This is a genomic window from Streptomyces sp. NPDC090741 (genome assembly GCF_044769045.1).
Classification (GTDB): Bacteria; Actinomycetota; Actinomycetes; order Streptomycetales; family Streptomycetaceae; genus Streptomyces.
Window position 1 is genome coordinate 144,432 of the sequence record NZ_JBIVXF010000011.1, and the last position, 18,528, is coordinate 162,959.

An 18,528-nucleotide genomic window follows, 5' to 3' on the forward strand; every position below is an offset into this window, starting at 1 on the left:
CCGAATCGTCCTCATCGGACCTCCCGACCAGCTGGAGCCCATCCGCCACCCTGTGCCCCCGGCCGTGCCGCTGGGCTGCCGGGCTGGTGCGGGGCGTGGCCGGCGGCGCGGACAGCGCGACTGAAATCCGCCAGCCGCTGTCCGGCCTCCGCCCGAACCGCACCGGCCCCCACCCCGTCAACGGCGGATCCGTGCTGCTCCGGTTCGTCCGCGACGGGCGGGCGGACGAGAAGGTGCCCCGGGAGGTGAAGCACCGCGCGGACGCCGCCGCCCCAGTTCGGATCCAGCCACACCTGGAATCCGTGCTGGCGGGCCAGAACGCCGACCGCAGCAAAGCCCAGCCGTCCGCCGAGCCCGGTAAGCCGAGGCCGGGACTGCCCGGGAAGCAGAGCAGCCGCCCGCTGGTACTCGTCCTTGCGCAGCATGGGGCCGATGCTGTCGATCACAACACAGAGGCCGCCCTCCACCTCCATGACCTGTACCGCGACCGGCGTCTTCGGAGTGGAGTGGCGGGCACCGTTCTCCGCGAGCTCTCCCAGGGCCACGGCAACAGGTCCGGCCACCCGCCCTCTAACGATGTCCTGCCTGCCGGTGGGGATCTGTACGCGGAGGTAGTCCTTTACACGGGACTGTGCTCCGGCCAACACGGACATCAGCGGGAGGTCGGGATGCTCACTGGCGACGTCCTCACCGAGCAGGACGCGGATGATGTCCATCCGCTGCGCGAGCAGGGTGCCCATGTGATCGACTGCGAAGGCGTGAGCGAGCACTCCTTCGTCCGCGATCGTCCCCAGCACCTGGACCATCGCGCTCTGCTGCCGGTTCACCATCGCCACAAGCGGCTGCAGGAGGTCTCGGATCTGATCGTGGGCCGCTGCCTCCGCGCGGTGTTGAACATCGCCGACGAGAGTGGCTGTCTGCTTCATCAAGCCCTGCAGGGCCATGCCGAACGGGGTGGCGCCCAGCTGCGGGTGCAACAGCGGGCCGGCGTGCGTCGGGTCAGCCGGGGCGGGGGAGGCTGCGAGGGCGGGCAGGCGCACCGTAGCCAGATGCAGGACTTCATCGTCGCGGCTCTTGACCCGGGCCAGTCCCTCCTGGAGGGCGTGGTTGCCTCGGAGGGCAGCCCGCCGGAAGTACCAGGCTGCAGCTGATGCGGCGCCCGCGGCCGCCAGGCCGGTCGGCGCCAGGACCAGCGACGCTTCCTGCAGGAGAGCCATGTCATTCCTCATGGAAGAGAAGGGGAAGGGAGAACTGGGAAGCCGCATCCGGTTGTCAGGCGGGGGAGGGCCTGGTTATGAGACCGCGCTGGCATCCACCGGGGGCCCTTCGTCCTCAGTGTCCGCAGTGGCTTGGGCTAGTGGTCCCGGTAGGGGCATCCAGGTGATGCGCAGGGCCTGGGCGAGTCGGTGCGGGTCGAGCAGGTCGCCGGACCCGTCCGGGGCCACCGACCAGAAGCGGGTCAGTTTCGCCGGTAGGCCGGGCATGGGGCAGCGCAGTACCTCCCCCAGAGCCCCGGTCAGGAGCACACCGCCAGGAATCTGGCGACCGTCACGCAGGGTCGGATCCACGAGGAACGCGCGGACATGTCCCAGGTTCAATACGGGTCCCAGGGCGCCCTGCTGGGCCAAGTGGTCGACCGCCCGGGATGCGGCAGCCTCAGGCACGCGCACCACCGCGAAGTCGATCCCGATCGGGATACTTGCGAGCGGCCCCCGCGACCACGGATGACGAGTAGCGGTCGGCCGTGTGCAGCCGGCCTGCTGTGCCAGCCAGCGTGCGCCGGGAGCTAAACGGGCGGTCATCCGCGAGCACCGCTTCCGGGTGCGGTACGGCCGACGACGGGACGGTGTGGCGCAATGGCCTGCCTGTCCAGCGGCTTCGGGTCCATGTCGTTCCTTGTGGGAGCGTCGGCTTGTAGCCGCCGCGCCCGGTATCCCTCCAGCACCTCAACGAGCGGTGCCAGCCCTACCGAACGCCGTCGCTGGTCGACGCTCTCGCTGTCCTCGATCGGATACGGCCGGGTGGTCACCGGGTCGATCTGGGTGCCGAACTGTTGGCGGGCGCCCAAGGCGACGGCGGTCCGGTCCGAGATGAAGGCGTAGTGGACGGCGTGGCACTCCCCCGCCGCTACCGCCCGCTCGATCAGAGCCTTACAGCGAATCTGGAATGCAAGATCTCCGCAGACCAGGAGGAGTTGCAGGCAGTACGCCGAGGACTCCTCGCCGACCACGGGCCCGGTGGGCCATCCATGGTCGGCGACGATGGCCTCGAGCTCACGGGTGTGCCGGAGCTGGAGCTTACGCAGTGCCGCCCGCCGGTTCCCGGCCGGCAACAGGGCGAGCGCGTGCTGTCGAGCAGCCGCCTCTGCAGCGGCCATCTCCATCAACCGCTGCTGAAGGCGCTCGTTCAAGCACGACAGGTCCGGTTTCTCGGTCGGGGTCCGCGTCGTGGAGGTCATCGGACATCCCCAGCGCGGTCACGGATCCCCGAAGGGGCATAGGCAGGCGGTCGTGCGTGACAGCGGCCTGGCTGCTGGCCGGAGGGGGTACCGGGAATTGCCCGCGTGAGACTGTCTACACGCGGCGGGGTGGGCCCCTTGCCATGAACAGAGCGGGCACGGCTGACAGGCGACGTCGAAGGACAGGACATGGCTCTCCGTAGGTGGCTTGGCTGGCGTGGGACGCAGAGATGCATCTGGCTCAGGGAGACGATCCGCCGAACAGCCGCAAGGCGGCGCGCAGGCAGGGTTCGATTTCGGAGCCGGGAGGAAGAGCAGACGGCTCCTGGGCCCGGGCGCTCCATGGAGGCGTGTCCCACCGCCTGCGAGGGGAGGGCGGCAGGACGAGTCGTCCACCGGGGCCGGACTCGACTGAGACGCCAGCCATCGCGGCAAGCGCGCCACCGGTTCCGGCCCGGACGAGGAAGACGGCCTGGTCATGTCCGTCGGTCAGGCACGGCACCAGATCGAGGTCCTGGCGGCCGAGCAGCACCAGCATGTCCACGCCGACCGGATGCGAGACGGTGACGGCGTCGAAGGCGGAGCACGTGGTGCTCAGCTCCGCGCTGGCGTTGTCCCGCAGTTCGGCCGTTGCTCGCTCCGCGGAGACCAAGGTGGCGTCGACGATCAGGGGCCAGCCCAGTACCCGTTCGTACGCCGCGATGACGGCACCCGCGTCCCGCGTCTTCGGCGGCCACTGCGTCACCGCGCTCACCGGACTTCCCAGCTTTCGTCGGAGCCCGCGCCGGGAGCGGACTTCCCACGCGCTCCGTGCCGCCCCGAAGCGGCGCCCGCCCGACTCTTCGCCGCCGCACCGCCGCGAGAGAAGCCTTCTCGGAGCGGGAACGAGGGCGCACCCAGAGCGCGTACGCAAAGACGGGGACCGAGGAACGCGGCACGGGCATGAAGGTGGCGCGCGTTGTCGATGAGGTAGCCCTGCCCAGGCTGCAAGGCGAAGGCGTGCTCGTTGGCTGCGATGGCCTTGCGGAGGTCCGGTAGAAAGCGGCTCACGAGCGGACTGAACTGGCCGAGTTCGTCCTGTCGGAACCGGATGGAGATCCGGCCACCGCCATGCGGAGTGAAGATCCTGGACGGGTGTCCGCCGCCGTCTCCGTAGAAGGCGGTGCCACGAAGGCTCATGGCCTCTATCGCCGACGGGGTGGTCGCGGCCAAGTCCTCAAGTACGGCGCGCCCGTCAGTTAAGAGCACCTCGCCACCCGACGCCGCCGGCCGCAGGCACACCAGGAGCATGAGCCGCGGCGGGCTGGGGACGCTGGAGCGCTCCGTGTGGGCGAGCAGCTCGCCGCTGCCCAGGCCGGCGAGACCCGGCTGCCGCGAGGCCAGTCCGATGTTCTGGATCGTGGTGAGGCCGTCTGGGTCGCTGTCGGGGTGTGGCACCAGCGTCATGATCCGCTGGGCGAAGTCGAGAACGGCCTGACGGGAAGTGAGCCCGTCCACCATGACGACACCGCGGGCAGCTACCTGCCCGGCGATCACGCGGTCGGCTCCCTCTTCCTCCTGATCGACGTAGTGGGACCCGAACCTTGCCGTACGTGCACGCGTCAGCATTGCTGTGCTCCTCTGCGAATGGCCACGATCCGTCCAGGGTCCGAACACCTCGGCATCGCCGTAAAGCGACAGATTGTCGACCCGGACAATCCGGGCAACTGCTCCGTTGATCGGCGGCCGCCTGCTACGTTCCGAAGAGCCGATCCACCCACCGCATCCCGGGAAGCCTCATGCCAAACCAACCGTCGCTGTGGCCGGTCTCGGTCAAGGCCGTCGCTCTCGACCACCAAGGACAAGTTGTCCTGGTGCATAACGAGCGCCAGGAGTGGGAACTGCCCGGCGGCCGACTGGAGATCGGGCCCCCTACCAGCTCGAACCCCGCGGATCTCAGCCCCGAAGAGACGGTGGAGCGGGAGCTGCAGGAGGAGACCGGCTGGACCGTCAAAGCCGGAACACTTCTCGACACCTGGGTCTACGAACCGATCCCCGGCCGCCGCGTCCTGATCATCACCTACAACTGCACGGTCCTCACCCCGGAGGCCGCCCCGATCGTGAGCGACGAGCACTCCCGCATCGGTCTCTTCGCCGAGCATGAGGTAGCTGGCCTGACCATGCCTGACGGGTACAAGCGGTCCATCGCCACCGTGTACGCGGCGCGGGCCGCGAAGTAGACGGCGATGACGCAACCCGGCGTCGACAGCGCCACTGTGCGCCCATCGGCCCGGCACGCCGCCTGGCACTGGGCCACCCCCGAAGCCCAGGACGTTCTCGCTACCCGCGACCTCGCGCCGATCCTTCGCTTCCACCGCCGCGTGCATGGCCAGAGCCAAACGGAGACCGGCGAGCTCATCGGCTACGACAAGACGTACGTCTCCGCAATCGAGCTGGGAAAGCGCCGGCTCACCGACGTGACGGCCCTGCGGCACATCGCCGACCAGCTCGCCCTCCCGCCGCATGTCCTGGGCGTCACGGATCCCGCAGACACCGACTTCCGGGCACTCATCCAGTTCGGTCTCTCCACCGTGCGTCTCGCCGAGATCGCGCGACAGGCAGGACATGCCTCGGAGGCGGTCGCCGAACTCTGGCCGCTCGTAGCCCGACTGGAGGCCCGCGCGCGAGACGGACACACCGAGCGCGAAGCCCTCCGCCTCCTGGCCTCCGCACGGCTCGGTCTCGGCACAGCGCTCGGAAACGTCCTCCCCGAGGAGCGCCTCGCCACCGCCGCGCACTGGACCGGCAAGAGCCTCAACGTCGTCACCTTCTTCAACGAACCTGCGCTGACCACCACCGCGCTGCGCATGCACGGCAACGAACTGCGCAAGGCAGGACTCGTCGGAGCCGCGGTCAACCGGCTCATTCGAGCAGCATCCCTCGCCCCCGACCCACCGAGCCGCGCAGCCGTCCTCCCACTCCTTGCCCGGGCTGCTGGCGTACTGGGAAACGCGCCGCTCTTCGACCGCGCGGTCACGGAGACCAGGGCGCTGCTCGACGAGGTCGATCACACGAGTCTCGTCAACCCGGTAGCCCTGTACGAGATCGAGCTTCGCGGTCTGATCGGCACCGGCCGCACCCGCGCGGCCATACTGCGCGCCGAACAAGCAGCTCCTGCCGCGACCACCACCGTCGCACCCCAGTGGCGCGTCATCGAGCTCATCACGACTGGACGCGTCCGACTCCTCGCTGGAGACAGAAAGGGCGCCGGAGAACTGCTTGACGGGGCGGTCCGTGAGGCCCGAGCCCAACGGCTTCCGCACCAGCTCCAGCGAGTGCTCCGGGCTACCGGAGAGACCCTGCCCGCTGTCAGGGACGCCGCCAACCAGGCCCTGTCCCAGCTCCGCTCCGAGATGGCTGCGTAGCGCCTTCACCCTGGCTGGAAGCTCCAGCACCACATCCACCTCCCCGTCTGGGTAGCAGCGGGCGTCGCCCCCATGGGCACTGGAGGCCGAATGGTGGGATGGCGCCAGCCGCGGGCCTCCAGCCGGGCGTGAGTTCCGCCGGCCATCGGGCAACTTGTCGGGCTTCCAGGACAGCAGGATTCGCCCAGACCCGGTGCCGAGCAACAGTGACGGTTCACTGATCAGTGACTTCGCACCCCCAAGGTCACTGATCAGGACACTGATCAGTTAAGAAGTCACTGTTTTTGACGCAGAGTCGATGGATCGTCACTACGATTTCGATGCCCGATCCGGCCTGAGGAGGTGCTGATGAACCGCACACCACACGGCCCGTCCTGCGCGAAGCGGTTACGCCAAGAGGCGACCACGCGCGGCGAGTCCTGCGGCCAGATCGCTCACACGATCCACAGCCACTGCGCCGTTTCCCTCCTGCGCGCTCAACGCCTCGCCCGTGGACTGACACTGAAGGAAGCCGCCGAGGGGCTGAACTCGCTCAGCGCGGGGCACCGGAGCACGCTCCGGGCGGATGGCGACCAACTGGGGCATTGGGAAAACGGCCGCCACGAGCCGCGGCCGGCGACGCTCGCTCTGCTGTGCGAGTACTACGGAGGCTGCACGCCCGAGGACCTGGGATTTGAGAACGCAGGGGCGGCCGTACCCACCCCCGGAGCCTCCCCGGTGGTCCTGGTAGGACGGACTCTGCCCTCGCCTACTGCCTCGCGTACGGAGTTCGCCGCCGACTCCCTGGAACAGCAGGTCGATGCGGCGCGACGCTCGGTGGACCGTACGCTTGCGGCCGGAACCGTAAGTTCGAACCAGCTCGACATGCTCGATGAGCAGGTCCTATGGGCACGAGAGCAGTACGTCTACACAGCACCAGAGCCCATGATCAAGGTGCTCCTGGACCAACTCGCCGAAGTTGAGGACCTCGCTGGCCAAAGGCAGCCAGCCGCCGTCCAGGTCCGCCTGTCCGAGCTGACAGCCATGCTGGCCACCCTCGTCGCGGATGCGCTGATGAAGCTCGGGCACCTCCCCCGGTCTCGGTCCTGGTACGCCACCGCGAGGAACGCTGCGGACGACAGCGGCAACACGGAGCTCCGCGCCCGAGTGAGGGCACAAGCCGCCATGCTTCCCTTCTACTACGGCCCACTGGAGGCGGCGGTCGCCCTCGCACGGGAAGCTCGGATCATCAGCCGCGGACGCCCTAGCGCCACGGCGGCCTTCGCCTCGGCCGCCGAAGCGCGCGCTCTGGCCAAGCTGGGCGATACAGAAGGAGCCGAGGCCGCACTCCGATACGCCGCCACCGCGTTCGAGCAAAGCGGCGCCGGAGGCCCGGCCGACAACGACGCCTTCGGCTTCCCCGAACGACGATTCAGGCTCTACGAGAGCGGAACCCTGACCGCCCTCGGGCACACGAGCAAAGCACGTCGCGTCCAGGAGGCGGCCGTTCGCCTCTACCCCTCAAGGACCGGAATCGACCCTGCACTGCTCAGCCTCGAGTCGGCCCTCTGTCTGGCCCACGAGCGCAGCCCTTCGGAAGCCTGCCAGTTGGCTGGCGTCACTCTCCTTCGGATTGCTCCCGAACACCGCACACCGATCGTGGAAGAGCGGGCTCGCGAAGTGATTGGGGCACTTCCTCCGGGCGCGGAGGCCAGCCGTGCAGCGCGCGAGCTGCGCGAGATCCTTGCGCTTCCGCCCGGACAGATGTGACAGCAGCCGGGATCGTCGGCGAGCCTGAACCCATGACACAAGCTGCGCCGGCCCCCGGCGGGTTCGACGAGTCCGAGATGCATCAGGTCCTGAAGCGAGGATGTGCGGCCGTAGACCTCGATTCCTCCAACGGCCGCCTGCTCCGCGGCCACACCAACGCGGTCATCCACCTTGAAAGGGAAGGGATCGTCGTCAAGATCGCCCGCAAGGGAACACGCATCGACGATGTGGCTCGTACTGTCCGGTTCGTTCGCTGGCTGATGAACGCTGGCTTCCCCACCGTCCCCCTGCACTCGGTCGACCAGCCAGTCGTCATCGACCAGCACGCCCTCACGTTCTGGCAGTACCTGCCCCAGCCACCCCATCCGGTCGCCGCGGCCCAGCTGGCCAAGCCGCTGCACGCGTTGCACACCCTGACGGCTGTGCCCGAGGCTCTGCCGATCCACGACAACCTCGCCGCGATCCGCCGGTCGCTCAAGTCGATCACGTGCCTTTCCGACGAAGCGCTGTCGTTCCTGAACGAATACTCCGAGCAGCTCGAGTCAGCTCTCAGCACTGTGGAGTTTGACCTTCCGCAGGGAGTGATCCAGGGAGATCCCCAGCACCGAAACGCCCTCCACACCGGCGACGGCGAAGCCGTCCTGTGCGACTGGGACACCGTGGCGCTCGGACAGCCAGAGTGGGATCTCGTCACCGTCGAAGTCCACTGTCGGCGCTTCGGCCACGGGGCACGGCACTACGCAGCCTTCGCGGAGGCGTACGGCTGGGACGTCACACGGTGGTCCGGCTACCAGACCCTGGCCGCGATCCGTGAGCTGCGCATGATCACAACGAACGCGAGGAAGGTCCACCACGCCCCGGCCAGCCTGCACGAGGTGAAGCGGCGTGTGGAAGGGCTCCGCCGTGATGAGCCCGGCCTGCAGTGGAGCATCCTCTGACGTCGAACCTTGAGGGACCCGGCCTCGGGCCTTGATCCGCGCGGCCGCGTGGAGGGCCCCGCAACTCCGAGAGTGCGGGGCCCGTCCCTGGAGGTCAGCCGGTCGGCCGCAGGTTCGGCCGCGCCCTGACCAGTGCGATATTAGAGATCGAATTCGTTCTCGAGAACGTGCGATGCACTGTCCATGATCGTCTGCTCGACGCCGATGATCTGTCGGCCGGCGTCGAAGTAGACGCGGTGTTCGTCGAGGACGAATCGGCCGACGGGGATGGCGAGTCGGTCGGCGTCGGTGCTGTCCGGCGCGCGGACGCGAACCTCTTGGCGGACGTGTACGGCAGGCCGGCCCGCCTCGACCAGGACAGCCCGAATATCGGCCGGTCCCGCATCGGAGCGTTCGATGGAGGTGCCCGCTGCGACTTCCTGTGGCAGGAAGACGGACACGAGCTTGACTGGCCTGCCTCTCACGAGGAAGCGGGAGTCGCTACGTAGGACCGTCTCGCCAGGTGCGAGCCCCAGAAGGCTGGCGACAGCGGGCGGCGGGGATGTCCTGGTCGTGGATACCTGGTCAACATCGAGGCTCGGCGCGTTGTCCGAGGGCCAGACCCTCACTGCACTCCCCCACTGTGCCTCCAGGACGTGAGACGTCCCAAAGCGCCTGAGCGGTGTGAGCGTCTGAACGTAGACGCCGGAGCCTCGTCGGCCTTCGACCGTGCCGTCCTGCTTGAGCAGTTCCAGCGCCCGAAGTGCTGTACCTGCAGACACGCCGAACTCTGCGGCCAGAGCGTCCTCTCCTGGCAGCCGATCGCCCGGTCGATACCTTCCATCGCTGATAGCTGCCTTGAGCAGGTCAGCGGTCCGCAGGTACTTGGGCACGCGGCTGCCCGGCGCGTCTGTCATGCCTCTCCTCTGGCGATCTCTTTCAGGCCCTGATCGTACGTGCGGCCCTGCCCTGCCGAAGACGCGGATGCCCATGCGGTGCAGGTGCCGGCGGGGTGTGGACTCCGCGCGCCGCGACCGACTGGCAGCCCGGCCGTCGGCGCGCCCGTCCCTCATTGACGCCCCCATCCCAAAATCCCCTTAGGGAACTTCTTGATCTCCCTAAGGAGATCATGGTTCACTGATCTCGACAGCGACCCGGGTTCAACTCGCCGGAGTCCATTCGGCGTTGCTGTCGAGGTCGCACCGCGCCCCACCCCTGTGCCGCTCCGGCCGGGAGACACAGGGTCGAACCTCACCTTGATTCGGATGAAAGCGGAGGAACAGATGGATTGGCGCCATAACGCATCGTGCCGTGAGGACGACCCGGAGCTCTTTTTCCCGATCGGCAACACCGGTCCTGCGCTGCTGCAGATCGAGGAGGCCAAGGGCGTCTGCCGTCGTTGCCCCGTCATGGAGCAGTGCCTGCAGTGGGCGCTCGAGTCCGGTCAGGACGCCGGCGTCTGGGGTGGCCTCAGCGAGGACGAACGCCGCGCCATGAAGCGCCGCGCGGCCCGCAACCGGGCCCGCACCCAGACGGCTTGATCCAGGGACGGCATTTGCCCGGCTATCGCGTCCGCTTGCACGTCAGGCGGACGCGATAGCCGGGGAGCGGCCAGTCCGACTCCCCCTTACGTCGAGCCGCCGCCCATCTGAGGCGGCCGGACGACTCGAGGGATGCCGCCCCAACGCCGGACCTCCTCGCTCAACGGAGGCAGCCGAAGGCGGCGAGACGTCTATAACTCCACAGCGTGATCCACCGATATCGAGCCCTGCAACGCAGGGGCGCGCGGTGGAGACCAGCCGGCCGAGAAAGGGCCTTCGCCCACGACATACCGCGCAACCGGCTTCAGAGAACGGTGCGGCGACATTGACGCTGCGACGACCGCCAGGGACTGGCCTCCCCAGGCGCGAGCAGTCCGCACCGATTGAGGTCAAGCGCGCTGGAAACGCGCACCGATCACCAGTAACCGCAGTCGTCGGCGCCCACGCACCACCGAGCGCCGGCGGCCGCGGCAACTCGTGTCGCGAACCGAATCCCAGATCAGCCACCAGGCGACAGCGCCCCTGAACTTGCTGGGCCACCGGCCGCCCTGCCATCCGAGAGAGGACGACGACCATGCTCTTGATCCCGAAGTTCCTGAACGCGCCCACCCCGCACCAGGACGGCGACCCCACCGACACCATCATCGAGGAGGCACTGCGCCGGGTCCGCCAGGGCGGCGCGCAGGGCGGACCGCGATGAGTGGCCGTAGCCGTACTGAGGCCACGACCAGCACGCCCCCCGCCTTACCGCCCTCCGAACCCGGGCTGTACCTCCGGCGCCGGGACCGCGGCTTCATCGCGCACATGACCGCCAGCAAAGCCGCCCTCAGCCGTATGCGGGACCTCTCGGAAGAGATCCTGCTGGCCTACGGCGCCGCCGCCAAGGTCGCGTCGACCACGCAGCTGGTGCTCTCCGAACTGGTCGGCAACGCCGTCCGCGCCTGCGGCGACGCGGTCCCGCTGGTCATCGAGGTCTACGTGGCGGACTCCCTGGTGGCGGTGAGTGTGCACGACCCCGAACCCGAACTCCTCCCGCAGCCGGGGAAGGCGGCGATGGACGACCCGGAGGCTGAGTCCGGCCGCGGGCTGGTCCTGCTCAACGTTCTGTGCCACGAGGTGAGCGTGATCCCTTCCGCCATCGGCAAGCAGGTCCGCTGCCTGCTCGCACCCGCATAGCCCCCGCCACGTCCGACACGCGCCGCGCCGGCCCTCTTCCGGCCCGACTGACGGCCCCCGCAAGAAAGAATCCTCATGGCCAGGATGCTCGCCCGCATGTTCAACCCCCTCCGCCGCATCGACGCGGACCCTGACGTTCTGGTCTGTGAAGCACACGAACTGCTGAAGCAGGCCGATCAGAACGGCGGCGTCTGGACGGCGATCACGGCCCTCAGTAGCCAGGCCGCCGCCAAGATCGAGCTTGCGCGCTACCTCCGCGAGCACCGCGACTCGTAGCCGGAGCACGAGCTCCGCGCGCCGTGGCCGAGTCGACATCGAGCCGCTTCGACGCTCGGTACCTCCCCCGCTCGGCGGGTGCGACGAGCACATCACCCGTTCGTGAGGCCGAGGCCCGCTGCCCGCTGGGCCTCGGCCTGGTTCTCGCGACCCCGCTGCGAAGGAGAGATGCACATGTTCGACGCCATCTGCGGAGGTGCCCTGTGAGCACCGCCATCGCACCCTCGGGCCTCAAGCCTGTGCCCGAGACGTACGCGGCGAGCCCGCCGATGGTGGCGATCCTGGCCACGTTCATCGCGCTCATCGCCGCTGCCCTTGCCCTGGTTGACCTCTTCGCCAACGGGATGGTGCCGACGCTCGTCCACCTGGCCGTCGGCCTGGGGGTGTTCGGCGCGGTCCGCCTATGCATCGGGGTTGCCCTCGATCCCTTCCGCCCGACTGAGCCTGACCATCCAGAGAGCAGTCCATGAGCACCCTTGTTGATACCCGCAATCCGGACTCCTCCGCCGGCCAGCTCGAGTACGCGGAGCTGCCGGAGCCCCACGAACAGGCCCCGGAGCAGCGGCTGGAGGAGGCGCTGACGTCCTCCCAGGAATCGCCCTCCGCGTACGCCAGGTGGGAGATCGCCCTTGCGGCCTTCGGCGCACTCCTCGGCACGGCAGTTGCGACCATCGGTCTGTACTCCAGCTTCGGCGCCCTGTACACCAAGGCCGCCCTGCCGGCGGAGAAGGGCGGCTGGGGATGGACCGACCCGTGGCTGCTGCCGGTCGGCGTCGACACGTCCATCCTCGCGTTCGGCATCGTGAACCTCCTGCTCATCAGGACCCGCCGGCAGTTGTGGTGGGTCAAGTGGGTCCCCCGCGGCGGCACCGTGGTCACGATCTACCTGAACTGGGAGGCCGCCGCGACGGTCCCGGCCCAGATCGGCCACGCCGCACTCGCCTCCCTGTGGGTCGTCTTCAGCGAGATCGCCGCACACCTGTACGCCGCGCACATCGGTGAGTCCCAAGGCGTCCGGCGTATGGGCAAGATCCGCCTGTCGCGCTGGTTCAGCAACCCGCTGACGACACTGCGGATCTGGATGCTGATGCGCCGGGACGAGATCACCTCCTACGAGGCCGCGCTCGCCCACCACAAGAGCTGGATGGTCTACCGCCAGCGCCTCGCCGCGAAATACCAGACGCAGCGCTGGCGGGGTAAGGCCACCCAGGAGGAGCTCGCTCCCTTTCAACTGGCGAGGGTGGGGCTTTCAGTCGAGGAAGCTCTCGTTCAGCCCCTCCTCGAAGAGGTGCGCGAGCAGCAGCGTCTGGCGGACGCGGCGCTGCAGCGGGCCGCGGCAGAGATTCAGAAGGTCGATGCTGACGTTCAGATCCGGACCGCGCAGATTCAGGCCGAGGTCGCCCGCATTCAGGCAGAGGGCGAGCTCGAGGTTGCCAAGGCCGGCGCCGAGCGGGCGGCCCGCGCGGAGATTCAGAAGGCCGAGGCCGCTTTTCAGCTGGCCGAAGCCGAGCGTCAGGCCGACCTCGCCCTCGTTCAGGACCAGGCACAGGCCCGAGCCCGTGAACTCGCCGGCGAGACGGAGCGCCGCCAGCTCCAGGCTCGCATCGAGACGGAGAAGGCGCAGGCCATGTGGCGCGTGGAGCAGCAGCAGATGGCTCGTGAGGCAGCCGACGAGGAGCGGCGCCTGGATCTTGAATTGGCACAGCGCGCGGCCCAGGAGGAGGCCGACCTGAAGGAGACGGCCGCCCGGCAGGCCCGGGTCGTCGCCGAGCAGGAGGCAGAGCGCCTGAAGGCCGAGGAAGTCGCGGCTGAAAGCCGGGCACGGGCCGCTGAACACGCCGCTGCCGAGGTGAAAGCCAACGAGGAGGCTCATAAGTCCAGTGAGGAGGCGGCAGCCTCGAAGGCTCGTGAGGCCGCCGCTCTCGAAGCCGCTGCTGAAAGCCGGGCCCGGGCCGCTGAATACGAGGCGCGGGCGCTTGAAGACGCGGCCCGGACCCGTATGTCCCAGGCCGACTGGGACGCCCACCGGGTCAAGGCGATGATCGAGGCCCGCGGCGAGAGCGAGGTCACCATGCAGGTGATCGCGGACGAGCTCGGCGTCTCCGTCGGCACCGCGCACAACCGCAAGGACCGTGCCCTGGAGCTCCTCAAGTCCTCCGGGAGCCGCCCGGTTCAGCCGATGCTCGGCTAAGCGGAACCCATCTCGTCGTGCGTAGATCCGCCGTCCCGGCTCTGTGTCCCGTCCTTCGTCCAACCTGGCCGGGACGACGACACAGAGCCGGTGCCACCCCCGCGGTGCACGCCGGCTCGGCATCGCCGGTCCCAGCTCTTCCGGCAGCGCCCCGGCCGGGACCAAAGACGGCCGAACCCCCACCCGTTCACTACGGAAAGTAGCGGCGAGGTGAGGCGAGGTGAGGAAAACCCATGGGAGAAGCCCCCCTCCTCCCGCCACAGAGGCCCGTTCATCGGGTTTCTGGGGCACGGGTACCCCACCTCGCCTCTCCTCGCCTCTCCTCTCCGATACTCAATGTGAGGAGATCCGTCGTGGCAGACACCGCGACCGTCGCACTCGCCCCCGAGCCCAACACCGCGCCGAGCGAGGGGCTCGACACCGGCGAGTACATCGTGCAGACCATCCCCGAGCAGCCGTCCGAAGCACCTGCGGCCGACCGCGAACGGCCCCGTGCGCGACCTCGTGCGGTCCCTCTGGCCATCCACGCAACGAACGCAACCGGAATCGCCATGGGAGGTGCCTACGCGGCCGCCGGCCTGCCCGGCCTCCTCGCCGCGAGCGTGGCGGGCGCGGCACTCGGGGTGGCCGCCCTGAGAGGCCGAAAGCGCGGAAAGGTTCCTACATCCCGGGCCTCCGCGCATCGTGCTGCCGCTCGTACGGGCGCGGGCAGCGGCTCCGTCCGGCGCAGCGGATCGCGCGCCGGACGGAGCAGGAAACTGCCTGGTCAGATGGGGTCCTTGGGCCGTCATCGCTCCGGCGGGCCTGCGGGGAACCGGTCCCCGGGCGGTGCCGGTTCGAAGAGCCGCCGAAACCGCGGGGGGCTGAACGGCCCCCGCGCGGGTCTGAAGGGAGCCGGTACCGGGCTGAAAAGGCGTCTTCCGCGCCTGAAAGCCGAGCGCGCCGGGGGCGCTGGCGGCACTGCACCCCGAAACCCGGCGAACGGCCGGAACGGCGCCAAGCAGGCCGCCGGTACGCCGGGTCGCATCGGCAGGGCCTGGCAGACCGTCAAGGGATGGGCCGCGAGAGCCCGTCGGAACAGCAGCTCCGGAGCCGCCTCGTCCGGGGGTGCGGCCGGTACGGGCGGCGCCACACCTGCGGGCAGCACTCCGGCGGCCCGGACCGCCCGGGGCCGCCTGTGGCGCAAGCTCCGCGCCGGCGCTCGCAGGATCGTGCGCCGCGCCCCGGGGGCGGGCGCCGGCGGGATGTCCCGGGCCCAGCCCCACCAGGGCCGCCTCCACCGCATGCGCCGGCTCGCCGTGCGCAAGATCGTCCACTGGGCCTCGTGTGCCGGCGGCGGCATGCTCGCCGGCCTCGCCGGGCTGCTCGCCCTTCCCCTCGGCGTGCTGTGGGGCGTCCTGCGCTCGGCCACCGGCCACCGCGATCCCCTTCACGCCTTCGCTCTGCCCGTCCGCACCGCCGCCCGGATCTGGCGCCACTTCTACCGCAGGTCCAAGGCGCGCCACGACCGGGAAGCCCAGGCCGACCAGCTCAACCTCTCCGTCGATGACCCCCGAAAGGACCCTGACCTCGTGAGCGGACCGCTCGTTTCCGGCACCCACGTGCTTGACGGCAACTCCAGCAAGTTCGCGCTCGCCCTGCGGGCGGCCCGCGACACCTACATCGCGGCCAAGCCCCTCAGCATGATGGAGGTCGCGGCCGAGTACGCCGGTCTGCCGAACGCCTTCCGCTCGACCGCGGAGGCGATCCAGCAGATGGCCGTCAACGGCGACCAGAAGTACCCCTGCTCCAAGCGCGCCCTCGCCAAGTTGGGCGAAGCCTTCCGCGTGCTGATGACCGGCGCGAGCCGTGCAGAGGCCATGAACACTCTCTTCCGCGACGTCCACAAGTTCGACATCGAGCGGATCACCAACCCGCGGACGAACGAGTGGATGTGGAACGTCGCCGGCACCGGCAGTGACGCGCCCGCCGACGCGATGATGGCGCCCGGGCAGATCGAGTCCGGGTGCGTGCTGATGTCCGTGCTCTACAAGACCTTCGACCCCGTGCACATGCTGCAGGTCGGCAGCGAGTTCCAGGGCATGTCCTACGGGCTCACCGCCCTCGCCGAGGCCGTCGACACCCTGCGCCAGCGCACGCGCGTCGAGTATCCCGTCGACGACAGGGTCCTGGACGACCTCGGCACCCTCGCGCAGACCGTCCGCGCGGCCTCCGACTACGCCGAGATGGCCGCGCAGCTGTTCGTCGAGGACCACGCGCGGGAGATCAGCCACAACACCAACCCCCGCAAGGGCCCGGCCGCGGAATCCATGTGGAACACCCCGCGGTGATCTGACGCACGCGGTCGGGGCCGCCCGCCTCCTGGGCGGCCCTGACCCTCCGTGTACGCCCCCACGCCCACGCAGATGGAGAGACTCGATGTCCATGCGTCACTGGGATTGGTCCCTGCCCAGCGGCCACCCCACCTACCTCGGATACGCCACCGAGACCGCGGCATCCATGGTGATGCTCGCGCCGATCACCGGGCTGCCCTGGCAGGCCGCCGCCCTGACCCTGACGGGCGCGGCCGTCGGCGGCATCGCCCACGACATCCGACGCGGCACCACGACCGGCACCATTTCCGTCCGCGCCCTGTCCTGGGTCACCTCGGCCACGTGGGCGTCCTGGGCCCTGGCGAGCGCCCCGCTGACCGCCACTGGATGGGCGTCCGGGCTCGGCCTCGCCGCCGTGGGAATCGCCCTGAACGCCGGTGCCACCACATCGGAGGCGTCCCGTCGGGAACGCAAGAGCCTCCTCAAGCTGCGCCGCGAGTCGGTCGGCGTGCTGCGTGACTGGGAGGACCGCCTCGCCCGGGTCGCACGGATCGAGGGGTGCACCGGCGTCGACGTCCAGTGGTGGCCCGAGAAGGTCGGCTACACCGTCGAGATCAACTTGCCGGCGGGCGGCACGACCATCGAGGACCTCAACGGCTACGGCCCGAAGTTCGCCGCCGACCTCCGTCTCGGCGACGGGTGCGGCGTCGAGACGTTCGCCGGCGCCAACCGGGGCACCATCCTGATCGAGGTCACGCTGAAGGACATCGTGACCCAGGACCTGCCCTACCCCGAGGACTTCAGCGAACTCACGCTCACCGAACGGTTCCCCTTCGGACTGCACCGCAACGGCAGCCCGGCCTTGGGAAGCCTGTGCAACGACTGCGGGATCCTGGTCGGCGAGACCGACGCCGGCAAGACCAACACCGTGAAGGTCGTCACTGCGCAGCTCGCGCGTATGCCGGACGCCCTGATCTGGGCGATCGACATCACCGGCGGCGGCGTCGCGCTCCCGTGGATTACTCCGTGGGCCACCGAGGGCCTCGCGTCCGCCCCGATCGTGGACTGGGTCGCGCACACGGCGGACGAAGCCCGGCTCATGCTGACCATGGCGGGGGAGATCATCGCGGCCCGCAAGGCCGGCTACCAGCAGCTGATGCGGCAACGGAAATCCGACAACAAGCTGCCGATCGACAACAAGATCCCCGGGATCGTCATCGTGGTCGACGAAACGGCGAGCCTTCCCCACGACGTCAAGGAGATGCTCGACAAGGTCATCGAAGAGGGCCGCGCCATGCGAGTGCGGGCCCTGATCTGCGCCCTGCGCGCCACCCAGGACGCGATCACCGCCATGATGAAGATCATGGCGAAGTGGCGCGTGGCCATGACCGTCTCCGACGCGGAGGAGGTCGCGTACCTGTTCCCCGGCTACGTCAAGGTCGACCCGAAGGACGCGCCCGTCGCCGGCGCCGGCTGGAACGTGCACACCAGGCTCGGGCCCAAGCGGCCGACCGCGTTCAAGGCGTGGTACATCGTCGACGCGGTGATCGACAAGATCTGCGCGGCCACCGCGGGACGCCGGCCCAAGCTCGACCGGCTGTCCGCCGACGTTCCCAGCGGGGCCTTCTACCCACAGCGCTGGGCCCGGACCCTGCCCGAGCTGTACCAGGGGCAGACGCTCACCGCGTCCGCGCAGCAGGCCGTCGACAACGCCGGCGAGACCCTGGCCGCCGCCGACCTCCTCGTCGCGCAGCCGACTCAAGCCGGCGCCAGCACCGCCCCGGGCGGCTTTGAAGGGTTCGGCGGCGCCGCCGAAGTGTTCGCGTCCGTCGAAGCGTTCATCAACCCCGGCACTCCGCCGCAGGACGTCCACGAGAAGGCGTCCGACTCGGCCGCGGCCGCCGTCGCCGTACTTCCCCGGCCGGCACGGCCCATCGAGCCCCGCGAGCTCGGCTGGCAGCTCCTGCTCAATGCCGGCGCCGCCGGCTACGCGCCGAAGGAACTGCACACCGCGCTGAGCCAAGCCCTCCCGGAAGGCACGAACACCCCCGAGCCGCGCACCGTCGGCGGCTGGCTCATCCGGTGGGCCGAGGACGGCAAGGCCGTGAAAGACAAGTCCGGCCAGTACCCGCGCTACATCGCGCTGTCGACGAACTCACCAGCCGGTGACGCCACCACAGCCGCCGCGCAGCAGCTCCCGGAGGGTCTCGACGCGGACCTGGTCCTCACCGCGGTAGAGCTCGTCGGAGCCACCCAGTTCGGCTCCGCATCCATGCTCCAGCGCAAGCTGCGCATCGGCCACTCTGCCGCCGAGCTGCTGATGGACTACCTCCACCAGCAGCGCATCGTCGGCCCCGCGGCCGGCGGCAAGGCCCGCGACGTCCTCATCGCCGCGAACGACCTCCCCGCGGCCATCGCCCGCATCTCTACCGAGCTCGGTGTCCCCGAAGCCGACCTCGGCGCGATGGGTCTGACGAGCGCCTCCGCACAGACCAAGGAGTGAC

Annotated in this window: 17 protein-coding genes; 12 read left to right on the forward strand and 5 right to left on the reverse strand. The window is 69.4% G+C overall.

Going from position 1 to position 18,528, the window contains the following annotated elements:
* Positions 1–11: 11 nt before the first annotated feature.
* The 4 genes from ACIQU4_RS28070 to ACIQU4_RS28085 all read right to left on the reverse strand — a co-directional run bounded on the left by ACIQU4_RS28070 (position 12) and on the right by ACIQU4_RS28085 (position 4,066).
* A complete protein-coding gene (locus tag ACIQU4_RS28070) occupies positions 12–1,217 on the reverse strand; it encodes an ATP-binding protein (protein ID WP_403736247.1) in 1,206 nt (401 codons plus the stop codon).
* Between the two features lie 581 nt (positions 1,218–1,798).
* A complete protein-coding gene (locus tag ACIQU4_RS28075; protein ID WP_403736249.1) occupies positions 1,799–2,458 on the reverse strand; it encodes a DUF6624 domain-containing protein in 660 nt (219 codons plus the stop codon).
* Positions 2,459–2,699: 241 nt separating this feature from the next.
* On the reverse strand, positions 2,700–3,212 hold the full coding sequence (locus tag ACIQU4_RS28080; protein ID WP_403736251.1) for a hypothetical protein: 513 nt from the start codon (positions 3,210–3,212) through the stop codon (positions 2,700–2,702).
* Positions 3,209–4,066 carry a TauD/TfdA family dioxygenase gene (locus tag ACIQU4_RS28085; RefSeq protein WP_403736253.1) on the reverse strand — a complete coding sequence of 286 codons (858 nt, stop codon included), beginning with the start codon at positions 4,064–4,066 and terminating at the stop codon, positions 3,209–3,211. Before ACIQU4_RS28085 ends, ACIQU4_RS28080 begins: the two co-directional genes overlap by 4 nt.
* 170 nt (positions 4,067–4,236) lie before the next feature.
* Between ACIQU4_RS28085 and ACIQU4_RS28090 the strand changes: the two genes are divergently transcribed.
* The 4 genes from ACIQU4_RS28090 (at position 4,237) to ACIQU4_RS28105 (ending at position 8,549) form a co-directional block, all read left to right on the forward strand.
* Positions 4,237–4,677 (forward strand): NUDIX domain-containing protein, encoded by a 441-nt coding sequence (locus ACIQU4_RS28090; RefSeq protein ID WP_403736256.1) that lies wholly within the window; start codon positions 4,237–4,239, stop codon positions 4,675–4,677.
* A 6-nt stretch (positions 4,678–4,683) separates the two neighbouring features.
* On the forward strand, positions 4,684–5,862 hold the full coding sequence (locus ACIQU4_RS28095) for a helix-turn-helix domain-containing protein (protein ID WP_403736259.1): 1,179 nt from the start codon (positions 4,684–4,686) through the stop codon (positions 5,860–5,862).
* Between the two features lie 348 nt (positions 5,863–6,210).
* Positions 6,211–7,611, forward strand: coding sequence for a helix-turn-helix domain-containing protein (locus tag ACIQU4_RS28100; RefSeq protein ID WP_403736262.1), 1,401 nt, complete (start codon positions 6,211–6,213; stop codon positions 7,609–7,611).
* A gap of 32 nt (positions 7,612–7,643) precedes the next feature.
* On the forward strand, positions 7,644–8,549 hold the full coding sequence (locus ACIQU4_RS28105; RefSeq protein ID WP_403736265.1) for a phosphotransferase: 906 nt from the start codon (positions 7,644–7,646) through the stop codon (positions 8,547–8,549).
* Positions 8,550–8,689: 140 nt separating this feature from the next.
* On the opposite strand, the gene ACIQU4_RS28110 is transcribed toward ACIQU4_RS28105, so the two are convergent.
* The gene (locus ACIQU4_RS28110; protein ID WP_403736268.1) at positions 8,690–9,445 is read right to left on the reverse strand and encodes a GntR family transcriptional regulator; all 756 of its coding nucleotides are present in this window, start codon (positions 9,443–9,445) and stop codon (positions 8,690–8,692) included.
* Between the two features lie 366 nt (positions 9,446–9,811).
* Between ACIQU4_RS28110 and ACIQU4_RS28115 the strand changes: the two genes are divergently transcribed.
* From ACIQU4_RS28115 to ACIQU4_RS28150, 8 genes are all read left to right on the forward strand, one after another.
* On the forward strand, positions 9,812–10,069 hold the full coding sequence (locus ACIQU4_RS28115) for a WhiB family transcriptional regulator (RefSeq protein WP_403736581.1): 258 nt from the start codon (positions 9,812–9,814) through the stop codon (positions 10,067–10,069).
* A gap of 574 nt (positions 10,070–10,643) precedes the next feature.
* Positions 10,644–10,769: a hypothetical protein gene (locus ACIQU4_RS28120; protein WP_403736271.1), complete on the forward strand. Its 126-nt coding sequence runs from the start codon at positions 10,644–10,646 to the stop codon at positions 10,767–10,769.
* Positions 10,770–10,873: 104 nt separating this feature from the next.
* Positions 10,874–11,245 carry an ATP-binding protein gene (locus tag ACIQU4_RS28125; RefSeq protein WP_403736273.1) on the forward strand — a complete coding sequence of 124 codons (372 nt, stop codon included), beginning with the start codon at positions 10,874–10,876 and terminating at the stop codon, positions 11,243–11,245.
* A gap of 75 nt (positions 11,246–11,320) precedes the next feature.
* Positions 11,321–11,521: a hypothetical protein gene (locus tag ACIQU4_RS28130; RefSeq protein ID WP_403736275.1), complete on the forward strand. Its 201-nt coding sequence runs from the start codon at positions 11,321–11,323 to the stop codon at positions 11,519–11,521.
* A 203-nt stretch (positions 11,522–11,724) separates the two neighbouring features.
* Entirely contained in the window at positions 11,725–11,991 is a 267-nt protein-coding gene (locus ACIQU4_RS28135) for a hypothetical protein (RefSeq protein ID WP_403736278.1), read from the forward strand.
* The gene (locus ACIQU4_RS28140) at positions 11,988–13,712 is read left to right on the forward strand and encodes a DUF2637 domain-containing protein (RefSeq protein ID WP_403736281.1); all 1,725 of its coding nucleotides are present in this window, start codon (positions 11,988–11,990) and stop codon (positions 13,710–13,712) included. Before ACIQU4_RS28135 ends, ACIQU4_RS28140 begins: the two co-directional genes overlap by 4 nt.
* A 1,211-nt stretch (positions 13,713–14,923) precedes the next feature.
* Entirely contained in the window at positions 14,924–16,042 is a 1,119-nt protein-coding gene (locus ACIQU4_RS28145) for a hypothetical protein (RefSeq protein ID WP_403736285.1), read from the forward strand.
* A gap of 88 nt (positions 16,043–16,130) precedes the next feature.
* The gene (locus ACIQU4_RS28150) at positions 16,131–18,527 is read left to right on the forward strand and encodes a DNA translocase FtsK (protein WP_403736289.1); all 2,397 of its coding nucleotides are present in this window, start codon (positions 16,131–16,133) and stop codon (positions 18,525–18,527) included.
* Position 18,528 lies beyond the last annotated feature (1 nt).

Coding starts and splice junctions, on each gene's coding strand:
- ACIQU4_RS28070 (WP_403736247.1), bottom strand. CDS start 1,217: ATGGCTCTCCTGCAGGAAGCGTCGCTGGTCCTGGCGCCGACCGGCCTG.
- ACIQU4_RS28075 (WP_403736249.1), bottom strand. CDS start 2,458: ATGACCTCCACGACGCGGACCCCGACCGAGAAACCGGACCTGTCGTGC.
- ACIQU4_RS28085 (WP_403736253.1), bottom strand. CDS start 4,066: ATGCTGACGCGTGCACGTACGGCAAGGTTCGGGTCCCACTACGTCGAT.
- ACIQU4_RS28090 (WP_403736256.1), top strand. CDS start 4,237: ATGCCAAACCAACCGTCGCTGTGGCCGGTCTCGGTCAAGGCCGTCGCT.
- ACIQU4_RS28095 (WP_403736259.1), top strand. CDS start 4,684: ATGACGCAACCCGGCGTCGACAGCGCCACTGTGCGCCCATCGGCCCGG.
- ACIQU4_RS28100 (WP_403736262.1), top strand. CDS start 6,211: ATGAACCGCACACCACACGGCCCGTCCTGCGCGAAGCGGTTACGCCAA.
- ACIQU4_RS28105 (WP_403736265.1), top strand. CDS start 7,644: ATGACACAAGCTGCGCCGGCCCCCGGCGGGTTCGACGAGTCCGAGATG.
- ACIQU4_RS28110 (WP_403736268.1), bottom strand. CDS start 9,445: ATGACAGACGCGCCGGGCAGCCGCGTGCCCAAGTACCTGCGGACCGCT.
- ACIQU4_RS28115 (WP_403736581.1), top strand. CDS start 9,812: ATGGATTGGCGCCATAACGCATCGTGCCGTGAGGACGACCCGGAGCTC.
- ACIQU4_RS28120 (WP_403736271.1), top strand. CDS start 10,644: ATGCTCTTGATCCCGAAGTTCCTGAACGCGCCCACCCCGCACCAGGAC.
- ACIQU4_RS28125 (WP_403736273.1), top strand. CDS start 10,874: ATGACCGCCAGCAAAGCCGCCCTCAGCCGTATGCGGGACCTCTCGGAA.
- ACIQU4_RS28130 (WP_403736275.1), top strand. CDS start 11,321: ATGGCCAGGATGCTCGCCCGCATGTTCAACCCCCTCCGCCGCATCGAC.
- ACIQU4_RS28140 (WP_403736281.1), top strand. CDS start 11,988: ATGAGCACCCTTGTTGATACCCGCAATCCGGACTCCTCCGCCGGCCAG.
- ACIQU4_RS28150 (WP_403736289.1), top strand. CDS start 16,131: ATGTCCATGCGTCACTGGGATTGGTCCCTGCCCAGCGGCCACCCCACC.